Genomic DNA, 21557 nt, shown 5'->3' with positions numbered 1-21557 from the left:
GTGACCAGTGCAGCGCGGCATGAACGGTGCATAGTGAGATGCGGTCATCGGCGCAGATCATCACCGACTTGGTTCGGTCCGATCCGGACGAGGTGTTCGGGAAGGTGGCGCGCACGTCCTGATACCTGGCCGTTGTTCGCCGCCGCGCTGGGCGTTCAGCCGCGAATCTGTCATACCGGGAGCGGACAATCCCGGTATGGCATACGACGAGGAACTGGCCGAGCGGATCCGCGAACTGATCGTGCCCGGTCCCGAGTGCACCGAGCAGAAGATGTTCGGCGGCCTGGCATTCCTGATCGGTGGGAACATGGCGGTGGCGGCCAGCGGCAAAGGGGGCTTGATGGTCCGTGTCGACCCGGACGAGGGCGAGCGGCTGGTCGGCGACTCGGTCGAGCCCATGGTCATGGGGGGTCGCGAGATGGTCGGCTGGCTCCGGGTCGCCCCGGAGGCGGCCGACGACGACGAGGTGCTGCGGGAGTGGGTCGAGCGCGGCGTCGCCTACGCTCGGACCCTCCCGCCCAAGAGGAAGTAGCCCGGCTCAGGGCCGGACCTGGCGGCGGAAGGTCACCCGGTCGAACTCGCGGCCATACTCGTCCACCGCGACCACGTCCATCTCGCTGGCGAAGATGCCGGGGCGGACGTCGACACGCAGGAACGAGTAGTTCCGGAACCGAACTCGTGACCATGGTGCGGCCTCCTCTTGCTTGCCGCCGCCGGGCGTCCAGACGTAACTGTTCGGCACCGTGGTGTCCGGTAGCTCGTTGCCGCGGAAGGACTCTTGCGAATCCGGCTGGAAGTCGTAGCGGGGACGCCCGCCCCCGCCGACGGTGTAGTAGACGGTGCCGTCGGTCTCCGGATAGACGATCGCGTTGTCGCCCGCGACCTTCGTCGCGCTGCCGCCGCGGATCGGATCGGTGCGCTCGTAGACGTGGTTGTGGCCTTGCAGCACCAAGTCGACCTGGTAGCGGTCGAACAGCTCGACCCAGGCGTCGCGCACACCGCCGTCGCTGGCGTGCGCTTCGGTGGTCGAGTACGCGCAGTGATGGAAGAAGCAGACGATGAAATCGATGTCGCGGTCGGCGCGGTAGGCGGCTAGCGCGCGCTGCACCCAACTGGTCTGCGCACCATCGGAGTAGCCGGAGTTGGCACGGATCTCGTAGGAGACGTCGTTGGCGTCCAGCGAGAGCACCGCGACGTTGCCGTAGGTGAACGAGTACGCCGAGGGACAGCCCGCCGGGCCGTTGCCGGGAAAGTCGAGCCGCGCCAGATGTCCTCCGTAGCCGAGTGCTCCGTAGGTCGCCTCCATGTCGTGGTTGCCGGTGGTGAACAGCCACGGCGTCTGCGCGGCGCTGACCTCGATGGCGCCGAAGTAGACATCCCACACGTAGGGGTTGTACTTGTCGAACCCGCTCGCCGGTCGCGCTCCGTGCGCGACGAATTGACCCGGCTTTCCCGCGCCGGAGGGGTCGGCGTAGGCGATGTCGCCGGCCAGGATGTGGAAATCCGGTCGGGCCGCGGCGATCTGGCGCAGCACATTGCTCGCATGCGGTGTGGCCGGATCGTTGTCGGCCTTGTAGTACTTGTCGTCGTAGTCGCCAGGCGCGACGCCGTCCGGCAGCGCCGGAGTACCGTCGGTGCCCTGGTCGCCCATCATGGTGAAGCGGAACGGCAGGACCCCCGCTCGTCCGGTCGGCATCGCGGGCGCTGCGGTGCGGATGTCGCCGACGAACCCGTCGGAGGTCCGCCAGCGGTAGAAGTGCGGTACCCGGCCGGGTAGGCCGTCCACCGGAGCGTGGACATAGAACTGTTCCGTGGCGAGGACCCCGCCGTCGGCGGTGGGCACCTGGGTGAGCAGATCGCGCACTTCGGCCTCGACCGTCGCGCCCAGCGCCGGCGTGGGGCCGTGGTCGAGATACACCGTGGCGCCCGCCGGACGCCGCGACAGTTGGCCCGCGAAGCGCAGCTGGCTCGCGGCGTCGGACCCGTATCCGACGTGTCGTCCGCCCACCGCGAGTTGGGCTTCCTCGGCATAGGCACGCCGGCCGAACGGCGAGACGCCGACCGTGGCGACGGCCGCGGCCGCCGCGGCGCCACGCAGGATATTGCGCCGGGACACCGGATGGCGGCGCAGGTAGGCGCGGTGCCATTCGTGTTGTTCCGTCATGGTCATATCGGCGGCGAGACGGCCAGGAATTCCGGTATCCGGAATGTCGCCTGCTGGATTCAGCGGAGTGGACGGCATACCGCTGATGTTGTACGGACCGGGCAGTCTGGGCAACTCGGCATCGCACCGTGTGCGGGAACAATGGATGAACAGTGTCCGCACACGTTTACGATCGCGAACGCGATCCGGACAATTCGCGCAAATAGAGCGATTGGCAGGTGCTGGGCCAATTTCTCGCTCGCATAACGGGTCCGGTGCGGCGCCGCCGTGGCTAGGCTGCCGTGATGGCGACCTTCACCCGTACCGCGTTCGCGGCGGTCGTGCTCGTCGGCGCACTGGCGGGGGTGGCGACCGCGCACGCGACGCCCGGCACGGACATCACCGCGGTCACCCTCGGTCAGGCGCAGATTCCCGCCGGACTGCTGCCTTTTGTCGCGGCCACCGATATCGTCGTCCGTGAAATCACCATCGGCCCCGGTGGTTCCACCGGCTGGCACTACCATGACGGCCCCGTCTTCGGCTTCGTCCGCGCGGGCACGCTCACCCATCCTGGGCCCGAGTGCGACGCTCCCATCTACCGTACGGGCGATTTCATCTACGAGCCCGCCGGCGAATGGAACATCCACATCGGCCGCAACCTCGGCACCGAACCACTGATTCTCGACGTGGTCTACGCCCCGCCCATCGGCAAGCCGCTGTTCGTGGATGCCCCGGCGCCGTCCTGCGCTTAGTCGACGTCGCGCCCGACCCGCCGCCGTCGGAGCGCGGCTCCAGGAAGAGGTCGGTCGGTGCCCTACGGGCTGCGGCCCGGTGCCAGTAGGGAGCGGGTTCAGCGCTGCTTCGGCTTCGGCGGCCAGTTCGCGCATGCCCGGTCTTGGTCGCAGCTCGGATAGTCCGCGGTGCAACCGGTCCTCGATGATGCGAAATTCCCTAGATTGGCGATATCATCGTAGACGTATTGGATGCATCATGATGGAGGCGATTTAGATGCGCACCACGATCGACCTCACTGACGATTGGGCCGAGGCAGCGAAGGTGCTCGGCACCACTGGCAAGACGGAGACGGTCAACCGCGCGTTGCAACACGTGTTGGCCGAGCGTCGGCGGGCGCAAGCTGTCGAAACCCTGCGGTCGGTGCGGCTGGAGCTGGATTCGGACACGATGCGCGGGGCATGGGAGTGACCGAACAGCCGGTGTTCCTGGCCGACAAGAGCGCTCACGCCCAGCGCTACACCTCTGTTGAGGCCGCCCGCCGGCTCGATGAGGAAATCGCGGCCGGGCGACTCGCGGTGTGCGAGATCATCGTCCTCGAGTTGCTGTATTCGGCACGGAACAGTTCCGACTATCTGCGCGTGAACACGGCGCTCGAGGCGCTGCCGTGGATCGCGACTGATAACGCCGCCCTGCGGCGCGCTCTCGACGTTCAGCGCCAGCTCGCGCAGCGCGGTCAGCACCGCAGGCCGCTGCCTGACCTGATCATCGCGGCGACCGCGGAACTGGCCGGCCTCACCGTGCTGCACTACGACCACGACTTCGACATCATCGCCGACCTGACCGGTCAGCCCACCGAGTGGATAGTGCCTCCCGGCACCGGCGGCTGAACCAGCCTCCGAGACGGCATCGGACGTAGACGAAGGAGATCATTATGCCGGTCGAGCAGACCGTGGCACCGGAGAGTACGGCACTGCGGGTGGCACTGTGGCGGGCCTTGCACGTTCAGGTCGACCCACCCCCGCACGTGCTCGACGACGAGATCGGCTTGCGGCTTGCGGCTCCCGGGTACGACTGGCGCGAACGTCCCGACATGGACCTGCGGACCACCAGCCGTTCGAGGGCCACGGTCGTCGCCCGTGCCCGCTTCATCGAAGATCTCGTCGTGCGGCAGGCGGCCCGCGGCGTCGACCAGTACGTCATCCTCGGGGCAGGTTTGGACACCTTCGCCCAGCGTCGACCGGAAGTCGCAGCCCAATTGACGGTTTTCGAGGTCGATCAGCCCGGACCGCAGGAATGGAAGCGCCAACGCCTGCTCGAGCTCGGCTACGGACTCCCGGAGTGGCTGCGACTGGTACCGGTGGATTTCGAGGCCGGATGGTGGGACCGATTGGTCGAGGCGGGGTTCGATCCGGAACGACCCGCGGTGGTGGCCTCCACCGGCGTCTCCATGTATCTGACGAAAGACGCGACCGCCGGCACGCTACGCCACCTCGCCGCGCTGGCACCGGGCGCCACGCTGGCCATGACGTTCATCGTGCCATTCGAGCTCGTCGAACCGGACGAGCGGCCCCAACGCGAGCGGACCGAGGACGCCGCGCGCGCAGCGGGCACGCCGTTCATCAGCTTCTTCACCCCGTCGGAGATCGCTGCCTCGGCCCGGGAAGCTGGTTTCGCCGCCACCGAGCACGTGTCGGCGGCCGCCCTCACCCGGCGCTACTTCGCCGACCGCGCCGATGGCCTGCGCCCCTCGTCTTCGGAGGAGCTGCTCGTGGCTACCACCTAGAGGTTGTCGACAATGGACTTCCGGGTGTCGGTGCGGAACGGTTGGCGGATGGGGCTGGAAAATATCTCGAAAAAGTTCGAGAGTTATGTCGAATGGGTGTGGGTGGCTTCGACCAAGGGGTGACAGCAGGTCGTACACGACAAGGAGCACATCATGTCGGTCAATACTTTCTTCTGGTTCGAGAACGGTGCCGAGGAAGCCGCCAACTTCTACGCCTCGGTGATTCCGAATTCGCGGGTGGTCGATATCTCGCGCAACTCCGATGGCTCGGCGTTCATCGTCTCGCTCGACCTGGACGGCCAGGCGATCACGATCATGAACGGCGGGCCGGACCATCCGCTCACCGACGCGGCGTCGTTGCAGGTCGTCGTGGACACCCAGGACGAGGTCGACCGCTTGTGGGATGCCCTCACCGAAGGGGGTCTGCCGGGGCCTTGCGGTTGGCTCACCGACCGCTACGGCTTGTTCTGGCAGGTGGTGCCCTCCGCGCTGCTGGAGCTGATGAGCGGTGACGATCCCGCCAAGACCATGGCCGTCGGCACCGCCCTGCGCTCGATGTCCAAGCTCGACGTCAAGGTCCTCCGGGACGCTTACGACAACGCCTGACATGCCGGAAGACCCGCTCTCCGTTCGGGCGGGTCTTCCAGTGGGCGACAGCGTCGTCGATGACAGCGTTCCGCCGTCAGCTCGTGGACGAACGCGGACTTGTCCAGCCTTGCCCGACTCCGACGCCACCCATATTCGAAGCGTCTCAGTATTTCGCCATCAGGTAGGAGCCGACGATGATCATGGCGCACGCGGCGACTCGTCGGGAATTGATGCGGCGCCGTGGGAAGCCCATCACTCCGTAGTGGTCCATCGCTGCCGCTAGAAACATCTGACCGGCGATGATCAAGGCATTGAACGTGCCGACTCCGACGCTGGAAGCGACGGTGATCATCGCGAAGATCGCCGCGCCGCCGGTGAGGCCGCCGACGGGCGCCCATGTGGGCATAGCCGCGAGGTCGGCGCGGGTCGGCCACTCCCGACGGCGCGAAATGATCAGCCAGACAACGAGAATCGCGCCGACGCCGGTGAGGGCTACGGCATAGGAGATCACCCCGCACAGCCACACGTTCTTCAGTGCCAGCTTCAGTGTGTTCTGGCACCCGGCCTCCACGGACCGCAACGCGCCGCCGACCAGCATGAACACGAAGATCAGGACCATCGCCCAGCGCGGCAGCGCCATGCGTGTCTCGGTTGTGTTGGTCGTCGTCATCGGGAAACCCTTTCGGCCGGCTCAGCGGTGCGGGGGGCAGGTTCTTGCTTCGTCGAGTCGCTGGCCATCAGGTAAACCGCTGCCGTGATCAAACCGGCGGCCAACAGACGAGGCGGAGTCATCTCTCTGGCGGCGAATCCCATCAGGCCTAGGTCGTCCATCACCAGCGCGACCAGCATTTCGCTCACGATGACGACCGCGTTGAAGGTCGCCACGCCGACGTACTTGGCGACGGTGATCATGCCGACCACCGCCACGCCGCCGATCAGGCCACCGAACGGTGCCCACCACGGCATGTGCCGCACATCGTCGAGGGTCGGTAGCGGCGAGTCCGAGACCAACCGCGACACCGCGAGGAAAATCAAAAACCCAGCCAGTGCAACGGCATACGAGAACACCGCGCACAGCCACGTGTTCCGCACATAGATTTTCTGTGTGTTCTGGCACCCGACCTCGATGGACCGCAGCCCACCGGACACGAGGATGAACAGAAATACAAGCCCAAGGCTGACGACGGCCACGACGAGACACGTCCTTCGGTTCAGGGGGTAAACGCCATCACGAACCAGCGATGCGGCTCGACCGGACCCTCTGGAGGAGGAACCATATCTCCGTCTGCTAGCGACACCACCTGTCGCGACCTGTGCAACGTACCGTTAAATAACGGCACCGTCAATAGCGGCAGATAATCCCACACGGGGTTCGTCGTCGGCGAATCCCCTTGCCGGGCAGTGCTTCACATGTTCGTCAGCGCCAGCGCTCCGGTGTCACCGGCGCATCCCAGGCACGGGCATAGCGGCGCTTGTCCGGCGCGTCGAACTCCTTGCTGCGGTAGACCACATAGGGCCGTACCAGATAGCCGACAGGGGCGCTGAACATGTGCACCAACCGGGTATAGGGCCAGAAGCCGATCAACGTGAGAACGATCAGGCCGTGCGCCTGGAAGGTCCACGGGGTGTCCACCATGAGCTCGGGTTCGGGGGCGAGCGTGAACAGGCTGCGGAACCAGGGGGAGACCGTCTCGCGGTAGTTGTAGGTGCCCCAGAGCAAGTTGCTGCCCCAGGTGTTGAGCAGGCCGGTGATCAGCGCCGCGGCCAGCAGGACGTACATCAGGCGGTCGTTGCCGGTAGTGGCCTTGCGGACGGCGGGAACGGTGATCCGCCGGTAGACCAGGATGGCGACGCCCGCGAGCACGGCGAGGCCGGCTACCGAGCCCGCCGAGACGGCGATCAGGTGGTATGCGTGCTCGGAGATGCCGACCGCGGCGGTCCACGACTCCGGGATCAGCACGCCGAGCACGTGTCCGCCGATCACGCCGAGCATGCCGAAGTGGAACAGCGGGCTACCCAGGCGCAGCAGGCGGCTTTCGTAGATCTGTGAGGAGCGGGTGGTCCAGCCGAACTGATCGTTGCGGTAGCGCCACAGATGGCCGAGTACGAACGAGGTGAACGCGATATACGGCAGGATCAGCCACAGCGCGGTCGGCAGATGCGGCGTTGCGTTCATCGTCGGCCTTCCGATCCGTCGAACAGAGCGGGGTCCATCGCGAAGGGTTCCAACCCGACCTCTTCCTCGGGCGGGCCCTGCGCGGCGAGTTCGGCGATGCGCCGCCGGTCGGCGGTGGTCGGCGGCGGCAATGTCGCCCCGACCGCTGCGAGCACCCCAGCGTATGGAGAGCCGTTGTCGGACAGCGAAAGCCGCAGCAGCTCCAGAACGGGAACGTGCTCGCCGAGCAGCCGCTCACCGCCGATCGGGTCGACGGTGGCGGCGAACTCCAGCAGCACCGGCAGATGGTCGGGCAGCTCTTCGTTGCCGAGTTCTACCCCGGCGTGCCGGTAGGCGTGCTTGAACCGCAGCAGCGCCATTCCGCGCTTGCGGGTGTCGCCGTAGGCGTAGAAGGTCAGGTGCAGGCTGGCGCGGCGGCGCATGTCGAAGGTCTCGACGTAGGAGGCCGCCAGCTCCAACGGCGCGGTCACCTGAAGGTACTCGAGGCACTCTTTCAAGTGCTCGCGGATCACATCCGGCAATCCGGTCGCGGCAGTGGTCAACTGGTCGATCATGGCCAGCGTCTGCTCGGTCGGGTAGTCCAGCAGCAGTGCGGCGATCCGCCACACCAGATGGCGGTCGCGCTGGGCGAGTTGCACCGCGGATTCGGGGCGGCGGCGCAACTTCAGCAGGCTCATCGCCCGGCTCCGCTCGGCGCCGAGGTCGGGTCACCAGCTACGGCACCATTGCGGTCCGTGCCCGTGGTGTGCCTTCCGTCGGTGTCACCGCCGGCGGCGCCGTTGGCGTGTGCCTTGCTGGTCTTGCCGCCCGCCGAGTCGTCGACGTGCGCTCCGTTACTCGTGCCATTCGCGGCGCCGTTGGTCGGCACCAGGCCTTCGGTGCTCTTGCCGTCCCAATTCAGAAGGTTTACCCGCGACGATTTCTCTTGCGGCGCAGCACCATTGGTGTCGGTGAGGTGGAACTTGTCCACCATCTGGTCGAATGCCGTCATGCCTGGACCGCCGTCGGTATCCAGACTGCACCCGGTGGCGAGCGAATCCAATTCGTGCGCACGAGCTCCCGCGCCGGTGGGGATGACGTAGCGGTGCTCGTACTTGGCGATGGCCAGCAGTCGGTACATCGCCTCGATCTCTTCGGGTGCGAGGCGCACCGACGGCGCGATGGCGGGATCGGGCTCCTCTCCGAGATTCACCGACCGCATGAACGAGCGCATCGCCGCCAGGCGCTGCAGCGCAGCGCGCACCGGCCCGACATCGCCTGCGGTGAACAGCTCGGCCAGGTATTCCACCGGGATGCGCAGCGCGTCGATGGCGCCGAACAGGTTCGACACGTTCTCGCCGTCGTGCCCGGTCCCGGCGAGCACGTCGACCACCGGTGACAGCGGCGGCACGTACCAGACCATCGGCATGGTGCGGTACTCCGGGTGCAGCGGCAGCGCGATCTGGTAGTCCACGATCAGCTTGTAGACCGGCGAATCCTGGGCCGCCTGAATCCACTCCGGGGAGATCCCGGCGCGTTCGGCCTGGGCGACCACCCGCGGGTCGTGCGGGTTGAGGAACACCCCGAGCTGCGCCGGATACAGGTCCTTGTCCTCGGTGACCGACGCGGCCTCCGATACGGCGTCAGCGTCGTAAAGCAGCACACCGATGTAGCGGAGCCGCCCGACACAGGTCTCCGAGCACACCGTCGGTATGCCGACTTCCACACGTGGATAGCAGAAAGTGCACTTCTCCGCCTTGCCAGTCTTGTGGTTGAAGTAGATCTTCTTGTACGGGCAGCCCGATACGCACTGCCGCCAGCCGCGGCATTTGTCCTGGTCCACCAGGACGATGCCGTCTTCGGCGCGCTTGTAGATCGCGCCGGACGGGCACGACGCCGCACACGACGGGTTGAGGCAATGCTCGCAGATGCGTGGCAGGTAGAACATGAAGGTCTCTTCGAACTCCAGCTTCACCTGGTCGGACAGCTTCGCCAGCAGTGGATCCTTACCGACCTGCTCGGGACCGGAGCCCAGGTCGTCGTCCCAGTTCGCGCCCCAGGTGATACTCGTATCCGCCCCGGTGATCAGCGATTTGGGGCGGGCGACGGGTGTGGTGTCCATCGGCGGCGAGGACAGCAGGTTGTCATAGTCGTAGCTCCACGGCTCGTAATAGTCGTCCACCGTGGGCAGGTCCGGATTGGCGAATATATTGAGCAGCCGCTTGATCCGAGAGCCCGACTTCAGAGTGAGCTTGCCGCGCTTGTTCAGCGTCCAGCCGCCCTTCCACTTCTCCTGATCCTGGTACCGGCGCGGATAGCCCTGCCCGGGGCGGGTTTCCACATTGTTGAACCAGACGTACTCGGTTCCGCCCCGGTTGGTCCACGCCTGCTTGCAGGTGACGCTGCAGGTGTGGCAGCCGATACACTTGTCCAGGTTCATCACCATGGCCAGCTGTGCCATGACTCGCATGTCAGTACTCCACTTTCTGCGAGCGTTCACGGACGCAGTGTGGTGGCCTCGTCGAACTCATGTCAGTACTCCACTTCCTGCGAGCGTTTGCGGATCGTGGTGACCTCGTCGCGCTGATTTCCGGTGGGGCCGTGGTAGTTCAGCGCGAAGGATTGCTGCGCGTAGCCGCCGATGAGATGCGAGGGTTTGATCATGATGCGGGTGAGCGCGTTGTGGATGCCGCCGCGTTTGCCGCGGCCCTTGGTGTCCTCGCCGATGCCTTCGATGCGCGGCACGTCCACCGCCCGGTCTTGGGCGTGGTACATGAACACCGTGCCCTCCGGCATCCGATGGCTGACGATAGCGCGGGCCACCACGATGCCGTTGCGGTTGATCGCCTCGATCCAATCGTTGTCGGCGACATCGATCTTCGCGGCGTCCCGGTCGGACATCCAGATCGTCTGTCCGCCGCGGGAGAGCGTCAGCATGTGCAGGTTGTCCTGGTAGGCGGAGTGGATCGACCATTTCGAGTGTGGTGTCAGGTAGCGCACGGTGACGCCCCGGTCGTCGACCGCGCCGATGGACGGCTCGCGGAACAACGCCGTCATGTCCAGCGGAGGGCGGAAGATCGGCAGCTGTTCGCCGAGTTCGATCATCCAGTCGTGGTCGAGGTAGAAGTGCTGCCGCCCGGTCAGTGTGTGCCACGGCTTGAGGCGTTCGGTGTTGATGGTGAACGGCGAGTACCTGCGCCCGCCGGTTTCGCTGCCCGACCACTCCGGCGAGGTGATCACCGGCACTGGGCGAGCTTGGGTGTCGGCGAACGAGATTCGCTTGCCCTCGTGCTCGGCCGCCAAGTCGGCCAGCTCGGTGCCGGTGCGGCGCTCCAGCGCGTGGAAGCCCTCCACAGCGAGTCGGCCGTTGGTGGTACCCGAGAGCGCGAGAATGGTCTCGGCCGCGTGTGTATCTTTGGCCAGTGACGGACGCCCTTGCGCCACACCGGAAACCACGGTGCCGTTCATTCCGGCGAGGTACTCGACCTCTTGATCGGGATAGGTGGTGACACCCTTTGTGGTGACGCCGAGCGTATCGATCAGCGGCCCGAGCGCGGCCATCTTCTCGGCCAGCTTCGGGTAGTCGCGTTCGACGACCACCAGTTTCGGCATGGTTTTGCCCGGGATCGGTTCGCACTCACCGGTTTTCCAGTCCAGTACCCGGCCACCCGCCTGCGCGGTCGCGTCCGGCGTATCGTGCTGCAGCGGCACGGCCACCAGGTCCTTACGCGTGCCCAGGTGCTTTTCGGCCATCCAGGAGAAGCCACGCGCGATCCGGTGGAAGGCGTCGAAGTCGGTCTTCGCCTCCCAAGGCGGCGAGATCGCCGGGGAGAAGGCGTGCACGAACGGGTGCATGTCGGTCGAGGAGAGGTCATGTTTCTCGTACCAGGTGGCCGCGGGTAGCACGATGTCGGAGAACAGCGTGGTGCTGGTCATTCGGAAGTCCAGTGACAGCAGCAAATCCAGCTTTCCGGTGGCGGCGGTCTCGCGCCAGGTCAGCTCCTGCGGCCGTACACCGGTGGCGTCGGTGGTCTGCAGGTTGGAATCGGCGCCGAGCAGGTGGCGCTGGAAGTACTCGTTACCCTTGCCGGAGGAGCCGAGCAGGTTTGCCCGCCACACGGTCAGGCAGCGCGGGAAGTTCTCCGGCGCGTCCGGGTCCTCGCAGGCGAACCGCAGATCTCCGGACTTCAGCCCGTCCACCACGTGTTCCTGCGCCGTCTTGCCCGCGGCCTCGGCCTCATCCACGAGGTCGAGGGGATTGCGGTCGAAGGTCGGGTAGCTCGGCATCCAGCCGAGCCGGGTCGCCAGGGCGATGTTGTCGGCTGCGGTGCGACCGGCGAACGTCCCCGCGCCCAGCGGTGAGGCGAACGACTCCGCGGTGAACGGGTCGTAGCGCCACTGATCATTGGTCAGATACCAGAACACCGTGCCCTGCATCTGCCGCGGCGGACGCTGCCAGTCCAACCCGAAGGCCAGCGTGGACCACCCGGTGACCGGTCGGCATTTCTCCTGGCCGACGTAGTGCGCCCAGCCGCCGCCGTTCACGCCTTGGCATCCGGTCAGCAGGGTAAGGGTGAAGAACGCGCGGTAGATCTGGTCGGAATGAAACCAGTGGTTGGTGCCCGCGCCCATCAGGATCATCGACCGGCCGCCGGAGCGATCAGCGTTGTCGGCGAACTCCCGCGCGATGCGCTCGGCCTGCGCGGCGGGAACGCCGGTGATGGTCTCCTGCCAGGCCGGGGTGTAGGGCTCGGCTGGATCGTTGTAGCCGGCCGGCCAGGAGCCCGGCAAACCGTCGCGGCTGACGCCGTACTGGGCGAGCAGCAGATCGAAGACCGTTGTCACCCGTTTGCCTGCGACGGTCTTCATGGGCACCCCGCGGGTGAGCACGCCGGGCCTGTCGCTGTCGAAGCGGGGAATCCGCACGGCCGCAGCATCATCGGTGCGGCCGTACAGAGTCAGCAGGGGATCGACATCCCCGAGATCGAGGTTCCAGCGTCCGGTGCCTGCCGCGCCGAATCGGTACCCGAGCGACCCGTTGGGCACCACCGGTCGCGCCTGCGCGTCCAGCAGCACCGTCTGGAACTCGACCCCTTCACCGACCTGACCGAGATCGGCGGCGGTGAGGAACTTGCCAGGCACGAACGCGCCGTCGCGTTCGTCCAGGGTGATCAGGAACGGCAGGTCGGTGTAGCGCTTGACGTAGTCGAGGAAGCGCGAGGTCTTCTTCTCGACGAAGAATTCCTTCAGCACCACGTGTCCCATCGCCATGGCCAATGCCGCATCGGTGCCCGGACGGGCGGGGACCCACTCGTCGGCGAACTTGGTGTTGTCCGCGTAGTCGGGAGAGACTACGACGACCTTCTGGCCGCGGTAGCGGGCCTCGGTCATGTAATGCGCGTCCGGTGTCCTGGTCACCGGCACGTTCGAGCCCCACATGATGAGGTAGCCCGCGTCGAACCAGTCCGCGGACTCGGGCACATCGGTCTGGTCGCCGAACACCTGCGGCGAGGCCACCGGCAGATCGGCGTACCAGTCGTAGAACGACAGCATCGATCCGCCGAGCAGCGAGATGAACCGGGCGCCGACGGCATGGCTGACCATCGACATCGCTGGAATCGGGGAGAACCCGGCCACTCGGTCGGGTCCGTACTGCTTGATCGTGTAAACGTGGGCGGCCGCGGCGATTTCGGCTGCCTCCCACCACTCGGCGCGCACGAATCCGCCTTTGCCGCGGGCGGCCTTGTAACTGCGCGCCTTCTCCGGGTCTTCGACGATCTCGCCCCAGGCGAGCACCGGGTCCTTCCATCGGGACTTGGCTTCCCGGTACAGCTCGAGCAGCACGCCGCGCACGTAGGGGTAGCGCACCCGGGCCGGTGAGTAGGTGTACCAGGAGAAGGAGGCGCCACGCGGGCAGCCGCGCGGCTCGTACTCGGGTTTGTCGGCCCCGACCGACGGATAGTCGGTCTGCTGCGACTCCCAGGTGATCACACCGTCTTTGACGTAGATCTTCCATGAGCAGGATCCCGTGCAGTTCACGCCGTGCGTGGAGCGCACAACCTTGTCGTGCGACCACCGGTCCCGGTAGAACTCGTCGGCGCTGCGGCCACCGACCTTGTGCAGCGTGCGATGGTCGGAGGACACCTCGCCGCGGTGGAAGTATTTTCCCAGCCGAAGAAGCGCGTCCCCGGCGTCCGTGGCCGGGGCGGAGGGCACGCGATCCTGGCTACGCGAATTAACCACGACGTCCCCTTCGAGCTGTGAAATCGGTGTGATGTTCCGACTGTAAGGAGCGGGGTACGGCGGACCAAACGACTCTCTCACAGCCCATTTATGGCGGACGTGAGTTGTGAGAATGCCGCAACGTGGTGGTCATGGTCGTGCAGCGCGTTCGAGGTGTCGGGCGCGACCCGAACAGGGGAGATGCGCTATGACCTGGCGGAAGTAGTGTCCAGAGGCAGGGTTCGCGCGAGTCTCGGTGATGCTTTGGAAACGACTGGTTCTCCGGCGCTTTACATTTGTTAACACAACCGGGCGGGCTCGCGGAGATGTTCGGTGCACTCGTTTTTGCGCGCTTCGGTGTCGCATTTACGGCCGCGTTTTAGTCGAACGGAAAGCTATTCGCTGCGAATTTGTGTGATATCGGGGAATTGTGTACGTCATCGAGGTGGTCTCAGCAAGGTTTGGCGGTCGATTTCGTCGACGCGAAGGTATTCCCCTGTTCGGGCCGGTCGTGATGCGCTGCGGCAAGAAAATGCTTGTGCGGGAGCCGCGACCGGTCCACCGTGCTTACCTTTCGTTAAGGATTCCTTAAGACCGATCGGCAAGGGTGATCGTGAAACCAGCGGTCCATCTTTGGAATCCATACGGACTCGGACTCTGACGCCGAACAGGCGCCCGCGTTCTACTGCGACAGTAATCTTCGATTTCGAACAGGAGTCTTGATGATCGCAACCCGCCTGGTTCGCCTCGGGCTTCCCGCGCTAGTTCTGGCCGATACCGCTCGCACTATCGCGGCGCAACCCCCGATGTCCACTTACACCTGCAAGTACACGCACATCCAATTCGGATCTGTAAGAGGACGTGAATGCACGGATTCGGCGCGTGCCCATGTGAGCGGCTACCACTGGATGCCTTCACCAATGGAAAACAGTCGGCGATACAGAAAGGACATTCGACCATGAACCCGTTCGAATCGCCGCTGTTCGCAGCGGCCGAAGCGGTCGTACTGGGCACCGTGTCAGAAACCTGCGATGTCAACAGGTGAGCCCCGGTACGCCCCATGGCATCTACGGATGTCGGCCGGATTCATCGATCTTCTGGTGGTTGTGGCGCTCTTGGCGCTGGCAACGTATATCGACTGGAACATGTTGTACGACCCCATGAACACGGAGGGCTTCGCGGTGGATTTCGCGGAGAATCTCGAGATCCTGATCTATGGCGAGGCGATTGAGAACATCCCGTGGGGGGCCAGTGTCAACGGGGTGGCGCCCATTCATCCGGGGGACGTGGCTATGTGGTTGTACGTGCTCATGCTGGTCACTGCCATGATCCTGAGTGCGGTGAACACCGTAGTCGTGCAGGGACGGACGGGGCGGAGTCTCGGCAAGCTCGTGACGGGCCTGCGTGTGGTGGACCCGCGTACACACCGCCCGGTGGGTGCCGGTCGGAGTTTCCTTCGGCAGCTCGCCCACATCGCTGACACACTCCCCGGCTGCCTCGGGTTCTTGTGGCCGCTGTTCGATGCGCGGCGACGCACAGTCGCGGACATGCTTGCGAACACGATCGTGGTGCGCGGTCGGGAACCGGTCGCCGCACAGCCCGGGCAGCGGTCGTCGCGTGGCCTGGCGCCCTGGTTCATCACCGCGCTTTGCGCGGTATCGGCCTACACGCTGATCACGATTGAGGCGTGGCTACATCGGATGTGACGTCGTCTGTCGGCGACTCGAGATCTGGAGATTTTCGGAGGAGGCGAAGCCGATGCGGTCGGTACTGAGCTCAGCTGCCCGTCGGCGGCAAATACTGCGCTGGTCTCGGCGCGTTATGGACGCTGTGGCTGTCCTCGCGCTGACGGCAGTGGTGGTGGTGACGCAGGTACGGCTGTACGGCGCGGAACCGGGACCTGCCGACGTGGTGGCGCAGCTGCGGTTCCTCGGGCAGGAGCTGCGCTCGGGTGCGGGTGAGCGGATGCAGCGATACTTTCCCGAAGGGTATTTCTTCTCCCATGTTCTCTATGGCCTGGCGTGGACAGAGGTTGCGCAGGCCGAGCCGTCGTACCGGCAACGCGCGCTCGAACAGTCCCGATGGGCGCTCGTGCAGCTCGAATCAACTTCCGGTACAGCGGTTTTCGATTCATGGCTGCGTCCGCGATATGGAGTGTTCTACGCGGGGTGGTCGAGCAGGTTGCGAGGCGCGGTGGTCGAACTGGCCGGGCCCGCCGCTCCGGAGGCAGCGCGGCTCGGCGCGGACTGTGCCGAGCTTGCGGCGTCGTTCGAGGCGGAAGGGCCGTTCCTGCCTGCGTATCCGAGGCAGGCGTGGCCGGTGGACAGCGTGGTGGCGGTGGCCGCGCTGCGGATGCACGATCGAGTGCTCGAGCCGCGGTTCGGGGCGGTGGTCGAGCACTGGACGGCGGCGGCGCGGGCACGACTCGACCCGGCCACCGGGTTGCTTCCACACCGTGTACTGCCGATGGCGGAGGGAGCACGGGGATCCTCCCAGTCGCTCATCCAACGCTTCCTGCCGGAAGTCGACAAGGACTGGGCAGATGAGCAGTACCGGCTGTTCCGTTCGACATTCGCCGCCCGACCGCTCGGGCTGCCCGCCGTGCGGGAGTATCCGCACGGGGTCGACGGGGAGGGGGATGTCGACTCCGGCCCGCTGCTGTTCGGGGCGAGCTTGTCCGCGTCGGTAGTGGCGCTCGGTGCCGCGCGCGTCCACGGCGACCGCTCGCTGGCCGGTCCGCTCACCAGTCTGGGTGAGGCACTGGGGGTGCCCGTGTCCGTAGGTTCGGGCAAGCGGTACGGATTCGGGATGTTTCCGGTCGGCGATGCCTTTCTGGCCTGGTCCTACGCTGCTCCGCAGGCATCGGACGGCACGTTCGGCGCAGTGGTGGGGTGGTGGTGGCGGTTGCCGTGGCATGCGCTCGGGCTGGCCGTGCTCGGGTTGCTGTGGTTGCCGGTGCTGCATCGCCGTCTGCGATGGGATCGAACCCGAAGGGGCCGCCGGGCAATCGGCCCGGGTGTTGGGGAACAAACCGGGGAACAGGACGACACGAACACTACTGACAGGCGCGAGCGCGAATAGCCGCTGATCCGGCGGTGACCTGCACAATCGGGTCGCCTCGAAGCGCTGCCGGAATCCGGTCACGGTGCGGGGAGCACGGCGAAGTGATCCGTCTCGACGGGGATCGGCCGTTGCCGTCCCCGAAAAGTCCCAGCAGATCCCCTGCTGGCTCCCAGCTGGAGTTCAGCTGCGGACGCGACCGTGGGCGGCGTTCGCTGACGTTCGAGCAGAAGGAAAAGATGAGGTTGGTTGCTGGGTTCGGCCGATTGCCCGCCGGCATCGGCCTGGGGCTCGCGGTACTACTGCTCGGATGCGGTGTGGCCCAGGCCGATACGGTGGTGCCGTTGCCCGACGGTAAACAGGATTTCACGACGGCGACGGGTGTGCGGATCGAGCTGAGCCGCACAGGGGAGAGCGCGGTGGTCTCCCCGTCGCTCGCGTACAACGGCTTGTCACGCACTGCGAGCATGTCAGGCACCGTGTACGCCACGGTCGCCGGCGCGACCGGCGGCACTCTCGTCTCCGGGTATTTGATCGGATGCCAGGCCGATCTGTCCGGTGGAGTGACTGTGGGCGGTGACGTGTACGTGGCCCCGGGTTCGGTTTCACCGGAACTGGCACCCAGCATCAACCTGGTGCCGGGAGGTGTCTCGCAGGTGAAATTCGACACCAAGCAGATCGATCCTCGAGCCGGTGCGGTCGGCTTCGAGTATCACGATCGAAGTGTCCAGGTCGATGGGTGTGCTGGATATGCGCAGGCTCGTGCATTCACCACACTGACCGTGACCGATCAGCGTGGTTCGGCCGAGGTGACGCTGTACGGCGATCCGTTCAGCATCGGATGAGTTCCACACGTTCCGATGCCGCAAGGAGATCGGTGATAGTTCGATCGGGAGAGAGGAAACGTGCCGTGCGAGGTCCGCTGTGCACTGCAATGGTGGCGTGTGCCTGCGTGCCCGTCATACTGGTCGGGACCGGTTCGGCGAATGCCGACACACAGGTGGTGCTGCCTGACGGGCACGGCCAGTTCACCACTCGCGATGGGGTGGTCGTCCAGGTCGACCGCAGTGGGGAGCATGTGACGGTCTCTCCGTCGATAGCGTCGAGTCCCCTCTCCCGCAACGTGTGGGTTTCCGGCGTTACCTCGGTGAGTGTCGACGCGCCAGCCGGAGTTACGGTCACCGGGGGCCGCATCCAGACCGGCTATCTGGTCGGCTGCCAGGTCGATCTCGGTTCTGGCGTGCACGTCAACGCCAGTGGTGACGCGGCCGATCAGCCGAAAAGTCAGGGACCGGACACATCCGGCGGTGGTGCGCAGCCTGATGGGGGTGGAAACCCATCCAGCTCGGGCGGTGCCGGTGGTGGAGGTGGGGGCGGTGGCCTGACAGTGGGAAGCTACGACCTTGGCGCGAGCGCCAACAGCTCGGGGATCACGCCATATGCCGACCCCGATATGTCGCTGCAGCTGAAACCGGGCAAGGTCGCCACCAAGCAGATCGAGACCTACAACTTCAGCGGTAGCTCAGGTACCACGCAGTACGTGGACCACACATTGTCGATCGACGGCTGCGCGGGCTACGCCGAGGCGCGTTCGTATCTGACAATCGTCGTGCAGGACAATGTCATGGACGCTTCGCAGACCCTCTGGGGGCAGCCCTTCAGCATCGGGTAGTCCGCGTTTCGGACGGGTGCGTGCTAGTCGGCGGGGTCGATGTCGGCGAACGTGTCGACCCAACGGTGTGGGGGCCGTGGGGGATTGGGCTCGCCGGGGCGGGCCAGGCCGACGACCCGCCAGCTCGCGGCGACGGCCGCGTCGAGCTCGTCCGGGTGGTCGGACAGGAACAGGATGCGTTCACCTGGGATGCCGATGACGTCCGCGATCGTCCCGTAGGAGGAGGATTCGCGTTTGCCGCCTGCCGTCGTCAGATCGAAGTATCCGCTGATCAGCTCGGCGAGGCTGCCGCCTCGCGCGAAGGCGAACCAATCCTGTTGGTTGCGAACAGATCCTGAGGAGTAGACGTACAGTGCGAAGCCCGCGGCGCGCCACGCGGTGAGCGCGGGCCGGACATCGGGGAAGAACTCGCCGTGCAGCGCACCGGCGCGGAAGCCCTCCGCACAGATCAGGCCTTGGGCGGTCTTGAGCGGCTCGGCCTTGACGTCCGAGTCGAGCCAGGTGCGCAGGATCTCGGCGACCTCGGCAGGGTCGGCGTCCGTCCGCCGGGCCAGTTTCCTGGTCGCGGCGAGCACGGGCTCCGCTGCCGTAGCACTGTTTTCGGCCAGCCAATTCGGAAGCCGTTCGCGGGTATAGCCATACAGGTCTTCGCGGACCGAACGGGTGGGGCTGGTGGTGCCCTCGATGTCGACGACGACGGCGCTGATCACGATGCGGTGAGCAGCTCGTCGAGAGTGGGGAAGCCCGCGCTGATCTTGTCGCCGGTGAAATCGCCGACCCAGCCGTCCTCCTCCTCGAAGAAGCGGATGGCGATGAAGTCCGGGCGCGCGCCCATGTCGAACCAGTGCAGCGTTCCGGCGGGCACCGAGAGCAGGTCGCCGCCAGCGCACACCACGGCAAGCACCTCGTCGTCCAAGTGCAGGTAGAAGCAGCCGCGGCCGGCGGCGAAGAAACGCACCTCGTCCTCGGCGTGCCGGTGCTCATCGAGGAACTTCTCCCGCGCACCCCTGGCGACTTGCGGCCACTGTGGGTCGGCGTCGTCGGGATGGATGCGGGCGATGTCGATGTGCCGGTAGCGCCCCGACTGGTTCAGCTCCGTGACTTCGGCCGCGTACTGGGCGAGCACATCGTCCGAGGAGCGGGACGCGGCGTTCTCGACCACCGGCCAACGGCCGAAAGTGATGCCATGCCTGGCCAATTCGGTGCCGATCAGCTCGTCGTCGGTGGTCCGTAAGCGAACGTCGGCCGCGTTGCCGGCGGCCATCACCTGGAGCAGGGTCATGTCGATCCAATCTCGAGAATATCGTCACGCGAGCCGAACGCGGCTGGGCTACCGGTCCGCGACACCAGCTCGCACAGCGCCTCCAGGCATTCGGCGCGATCACGCGCCTGGGAAAGATTATCGCCCCACGTGGTGATCCCATGGCCCGCGATGAACAGGACCGGGGGAGTATCGGGGTGGTCGAGAAGATAGCGCTCGATGTCCGTGCCGATGCGCGGCACGTCCGGCCAGTTCGGGAACACAGGGATGTCGATGGTGGCCGGATCGCTGCCCCCGAGCCCCTTGATGAGCTCGTAATCGGTGATCCGAATCGTGGTCACCATGTCGCGAACGGCCGGCCGAGTGGCCAGCGCCGTGGCGTACGGCGGGTGGATGTGCACCACGGCTCGAGCCGGGCCGGTCCGATAGACGGCGGTGTGAATCGTGGTCTCCGCCGAGGGTTTACGACCACGGCCGGACACCGCCGCCGAGTCCGCGACGCGGACGGTGACCATGTCGTGCTCGGTCAGTTCGCCCTTGGACAGACCGCTTCCGGTGACGACGGCGGTTTCACCGGTGCGCACGGAGATGTTGCCCGCTGTGCCGGGCATCCAGCCGCGCCGATACAGCTCGCGTGCGATGTCCGCGATCGCCGTGCCGTGCGACGGGTCCGAGCGATGCACCACGCCGCGCTCGGTGACCACCGCTGTCACCAGGTTGCCCGGCGTCACGTCGAAGGCCGGATTGAAGACCTCGGTGTTCGCGGGAGCTGTTGCCACGCCGCCGAATCCGGTCACTTCGGCCGCCGCTCGCTCCTCGACCACGATTTCGCGGCCGGTGGTCATATGCGGATCGCGGGTCGACTCCGGGGCGACCACCAGGAACGGGATGCCGTGGTGGCGGGCCGCCAGCGCAAGGGAGTACGTGCCGATCTTGTTGGCGACGTCGCCGTTCACGGTCACGCGGTCGGCGCCGACCAGCACACAATCGACCTGCCCGGTGGCCATCGCCCAGGCGGCGGCGGAGTCGACGGTCAGCCGGTGCGGGATGCCTGCCTCGGCCAGTTCCCAGGTGGTCAGGCGGGCGCCCTGCAGCAGCGGACGGGTCTCGCCGACCAGGACGTGCTCGAGCGCGCCGCGCTCGGACAGCACCCGCAGCGTGCCGATAGCGGTGCCGAATGCGCTGGTCGCGAGCCTGCCGGTGTTGCAGTGGGTCAGTATCCGCAGCGGCCGGTCGGGGCAGAGTTCCCGCACCAGGTCCGCGGCGTTGGTCGCGGCGGCCCGGTTCACTCTGCCGTCTTCGGCCAGCATGTCGAGCGTTTCGGCGAGCACGGCGTCCGCGCCCTTCCCCACCTCGGCCCGTACCCGCTCGACAGCCCAGGCGAGGTTGACCGCGGTGGGCCGGGCCGCCGCGATCCGATTCGCCTCGGCGTGCACCGCCTGCTCGTCTACCACTCCGTCGGCGGTGTGCGCCGCCGTGGCGATGACCACGCCGAACGCGCCCGCGATACCGATCGCGGGCGCGCCGCGAATGGCAAGAACTTTGATGGCGTCGATCACCTGGTCGACCGTGCGCAACCGCAGCTCGCGCGCCTCGTGCGGCAGTCCGCGCTGGTCGATGGTGACGAGCGCACCGTCGTCCCAGATCAGAGAACTGTCGTCCATCAGGCACATCCTTCATCGCGTCGAGCAGTGTCGTGCCTGGTCAACGGTATCGGACGCTGGTCGCTGGCCGACATTCGCGTCAGGCGGCTCCGGCCGCCTCGGAACGCAGCTTCGCGGCTCGTTCGCGCGGGTCGTAGTTCGGGTCGACCCCCTCGATCAGCAGCAGGATCGCCTCTCGCGGGTAAGCCTTGTGCGGAGGCCGGTCGGCGGGTCGCGCAGGGTGTCAGGACGACCGCCGCCGCCGGTCCCGGAGGAGGGGAACCGGCGGCGCGGT

At 66.3% G+C, this 21557-nt stretch carries 20 protein-coding genes; 10 read left to right on the top strand and 10 right to left on the bottom strand.

Translation table 11 applies throughout. The features are described from left to right. Positions 1-196: 196 nt before the first annotated feature. Positions 197-532 (top strand): TfoX/Sxy family protein, encoded by a 336-nt coding sequence (locus AB0H00_RS16935; RefSeq protein WP_357266797.1) that lies wholly within the window; start codon positions 197-199, stop codon positions 530-532. Positions 533-538: 6 nt separating this feature from the next. On the opposite strand, the gene AB0H00_RS16930 is transcribed toward AB0H00_RS16935, so the two are convergent. Further along, positions 539-2242, bottom strand: coding sequence for a metallophosphoesterase (locus AB0H00_RS16930; protein ID WP_357266794.1), 1704 nt, complete (start codon positions 2240-2242; stop codon positions 539-541). Between the two features lie 206 nt (positions 2243-2448). Between AB0H00_RS16930 and AB0H00_RS16925 the strand changes: the two genes are divergently transcribed. From AB0H00_RS16925 to AB0H00_RS16905, 5 genes are all read left to right on the top strand, one after another. Continuing rightward, positions 2449-2895 (top strand): cupin domain-containing protein, encoded by a 447-nt coding sequence (locus AB0H00_RS16925; RefSeq protein ID WP_357266792.1) that lies wholly within the window; start codon positions 2449-2451, stop codon positions 2893-2895. Positions 2896-3151: 256 nt separating this feature from the next. Beyond that, positions 3152-3346: a type II toxin-antitoxin system VapB family antitoxin gene (locus AB0H00_RS16920; RefSeq protein WP_357266789.1), complete on the top strand. Its 195-nt coding sequence runs from the start codon at positions 3152-3154 to the stop codon at positions 3344-3346. After that, complete coding sequence (locus AB0H00_RS16915; protein WP_357266786.1) at positions 3337-3765, top strand: PIN domain nuclease; 429 nt, start codon at positions 3337-3339, stop codon at positions 3763-3765. Before AB0H00_RS16920 ends, AB0H00_RS16915 begins: the two co-directional genes overlap by 10 nt. Positions 3766-3809: 44 nt before the next feature. Further along, entirely contained in the window at positions 3810-4661 is an 852-nt protein-coding gene (locus AB0H00_RS16910; protein ID WP_357266783.1) for a class I SAM-dependent methyltransferase, read from the top strand. Positions 4662-4814: 153 nt separating this feature from the next. Then, a complete protein-coding gene (locus tag AB0H00_RS16905) occupies positions 4815-5267 on the top strand; it encodes a VOC family protein (RefSeq protein WP_357266780.1) in 453 nt (150 codons plus the stop codon). Between the two features lie 145 nt (positions 5268-5412). Here AB0H00_RS16905 and AB0H00_RS16900 read toward each other — a convergent pair whose 3' ends face one another. The 6 genes from AB0H00_RS16900 to AB0H00_RS16875 all read right to left on the bottom strand — a co-directional run bounded on the left by AB0H00_RS16900 (position 5413) and on the right by AB0H00_RS16875 (position 13620). Next, positions 5413-5919, bottom strand: coding sequence for a DMT family transporter (locus AB0H00_RS16900; RefSeq protein ID WP_357266777.1), 507 nt, complete (start codon positions 5917-5919; stop codon positions 5413-5415). Further along, the gene (locus AB0H00_RS16895; protein ID WP_357266774.1) at positions 5916-6440 is read right to left on the bottom strand and encodes a DMT family transporter; all 525 of its coding nucleotides are present in this window, start codon (positions 6438-6440) and stop codon (positions 5916-5918) included. Before AB0H00_RS16895 ends, AB0H00_RS16900 begins: the two co-directional genes overlap by 4 nt. Before the next feature lie 226 nt (positions 6441-6666). Then, positions 6667-7425, bottom strand: a complete 759-nt coding sequence (gene narI / locus AB0H00_RS16890) for a respiratory nitrate reductase subunit gamma (RefSeq protein WP_357266771.1) — start codon at positions 7423-7425, stop codon at positions 6667-6669. Then, positions 7422-8102, bottom strand: coding sequence for a nitrate reductase molybdenum cofactor assembly chaperone (narJ, locus tag AB0H00_RS16885; protein WP_357266769.1), 681 nt, complete (start codon positions 8100-8102; stop codon positions 7422-7424). The genes narI and narJ overlap by 4 nt, the downstream gene beginning before the upstream one ends. Then, complete coding sequence (gene narH, locus AB0H00_RS16880) at positions 8099-9874, bottom strand: nitrate reductase subunit beta (protein WP_357266766.1); 1776 nt, start codon at positions 9872-9874, stop codon at positions 8099-8101. Before narH ends, narJ begins: the two co-directional genes overlap by 4 nt. Before the next feature lie 62 nt (positions 9875-9936). Beyond that, positions 9937-13620: a nitrate reductase subunit alpha gene (locus AB0H00_RS16875; protein WP_357266763.1), complete on the bottom strand. Its 3684-nt coding sequence runs from the start codon at positions 13618-13620 to the stop codon at positions 9937-9939. A gap of 1037 nt (positions 13621-14657) precedes the next feature. Here AB0H00_RS16875 and AB0H00_RS16870 point away from each other — a divergent pair. The 4 genes from AB0H00_RS16870 (at position 14658) to AB0H00_RS16855 (ending at position 18358) form a co-directional block, all read left to right on the top strand. Continuing rightward, positions 14658-15332, top strand: coding sequence for an RDD family protein (locus tag AB0H00_RS16870; RefSeq protein ID WP_357266760.1), 675 nt, complete (start codon positions 14658-14660; stop codon positions 15330-15332). Between the two features lie 52 nt (positions 15333-15384). Beyond that, positions 15385-16707: a hypothetical protein gene (locus AB0H00_RS16865; protein ID WP_357266757.1), complete on the top strand. Its 1323-nt coding sequence runs from the start codon at positions 15385-15387 to the stop codon at positions 16705-16707. Positions 16708-16925: 218 nt separating this feature from the next. Next, positions 16926-17531: an MspA family porin gene (locus AB0H00_RS16860; protein ID WP_357266753.1), complete on the top strand. Its 606-nt coding sequence runs from the start codon at positions 16926-16928 to the stop codon at positions 17529-17531. Positions 17532-17638: 107 nt separating this feature from the next. Further along, positions 17639-18358 carry an MspA family porin gene (locus AB0H00_RS16855; RefSeq protein WP_357266750.1) on the top strand — a complete coding sequence of 240 codons (720 nt, stop codon included), beginning with the start codon at positions 17639-17641 and terminating at the stop codon, positions 18356-18358. Between the two features lie 23 nt (positions 18359-18381). Here the strand turns inward: AB0H00_RS16855 and mtnC are convergent, their stop codons facing one another. The 3 genes from mtnC to mtnA are packed head-to-tail and all read right to left on the bottom strand — an operon-like array spanning position 18382 to position 21283. Next, the gene (mtnC, locus tag AB0H00_RS16850; RefSeq protein WP_357266746.1) at positions 18382-19068 is read right to left on the bottom strand and encodes an acireductone synthase; all 687 of its coding nucleotides are present in this window, start codon (positions 19066-19068) and stop codon (positions 18382-18384) included. After that, on the bottom strand, positions 19065-19640 hold the full coding sequence (locus tag AB0H00_RS16845; RefSeq protein ID WP_357266743.1) for a cupin: 576 nt from the start codon (positions 19638-19640) through the stop codon (positions 19065-19067). The genes mtnC and AB0H00_RS16845 overlap by 4 nt, the downstream gene beginning before the upstream one ends. Next, the gene (gene mtnA, locus AB0H00_RS16840; protein ID WP_357266740.1) at positions 19637-21283 is read right to left on the bottom strand and encodes an S-methyl-5-thioribose-1-phosphate isomerase; all 1647 of its coding nucleotides are present in this window, start codon (positions 21281-21283) and stop codon (positions 19637-19639) included. Before mtnA ends, AB0H00_RS16845 begins: the two co-directional genes overlap by 4 nt. Between the last annotated feature and the right edge of the window lie 274 nt (positions 21284-21557).

It is taken from the genome of Nocardia sp. NPDC023852 (assembly GCF_040639505.1).
In the GTDB taxonomy this organism is placed as follows: Bacteria; Actinomycetota; Actinomycetes; order Mycobacteriales; family Mycobacteriaceae; genus Nocardia.
This window is presented reverse-complemented; position numbering and strand designations above follow the sequence as displayed.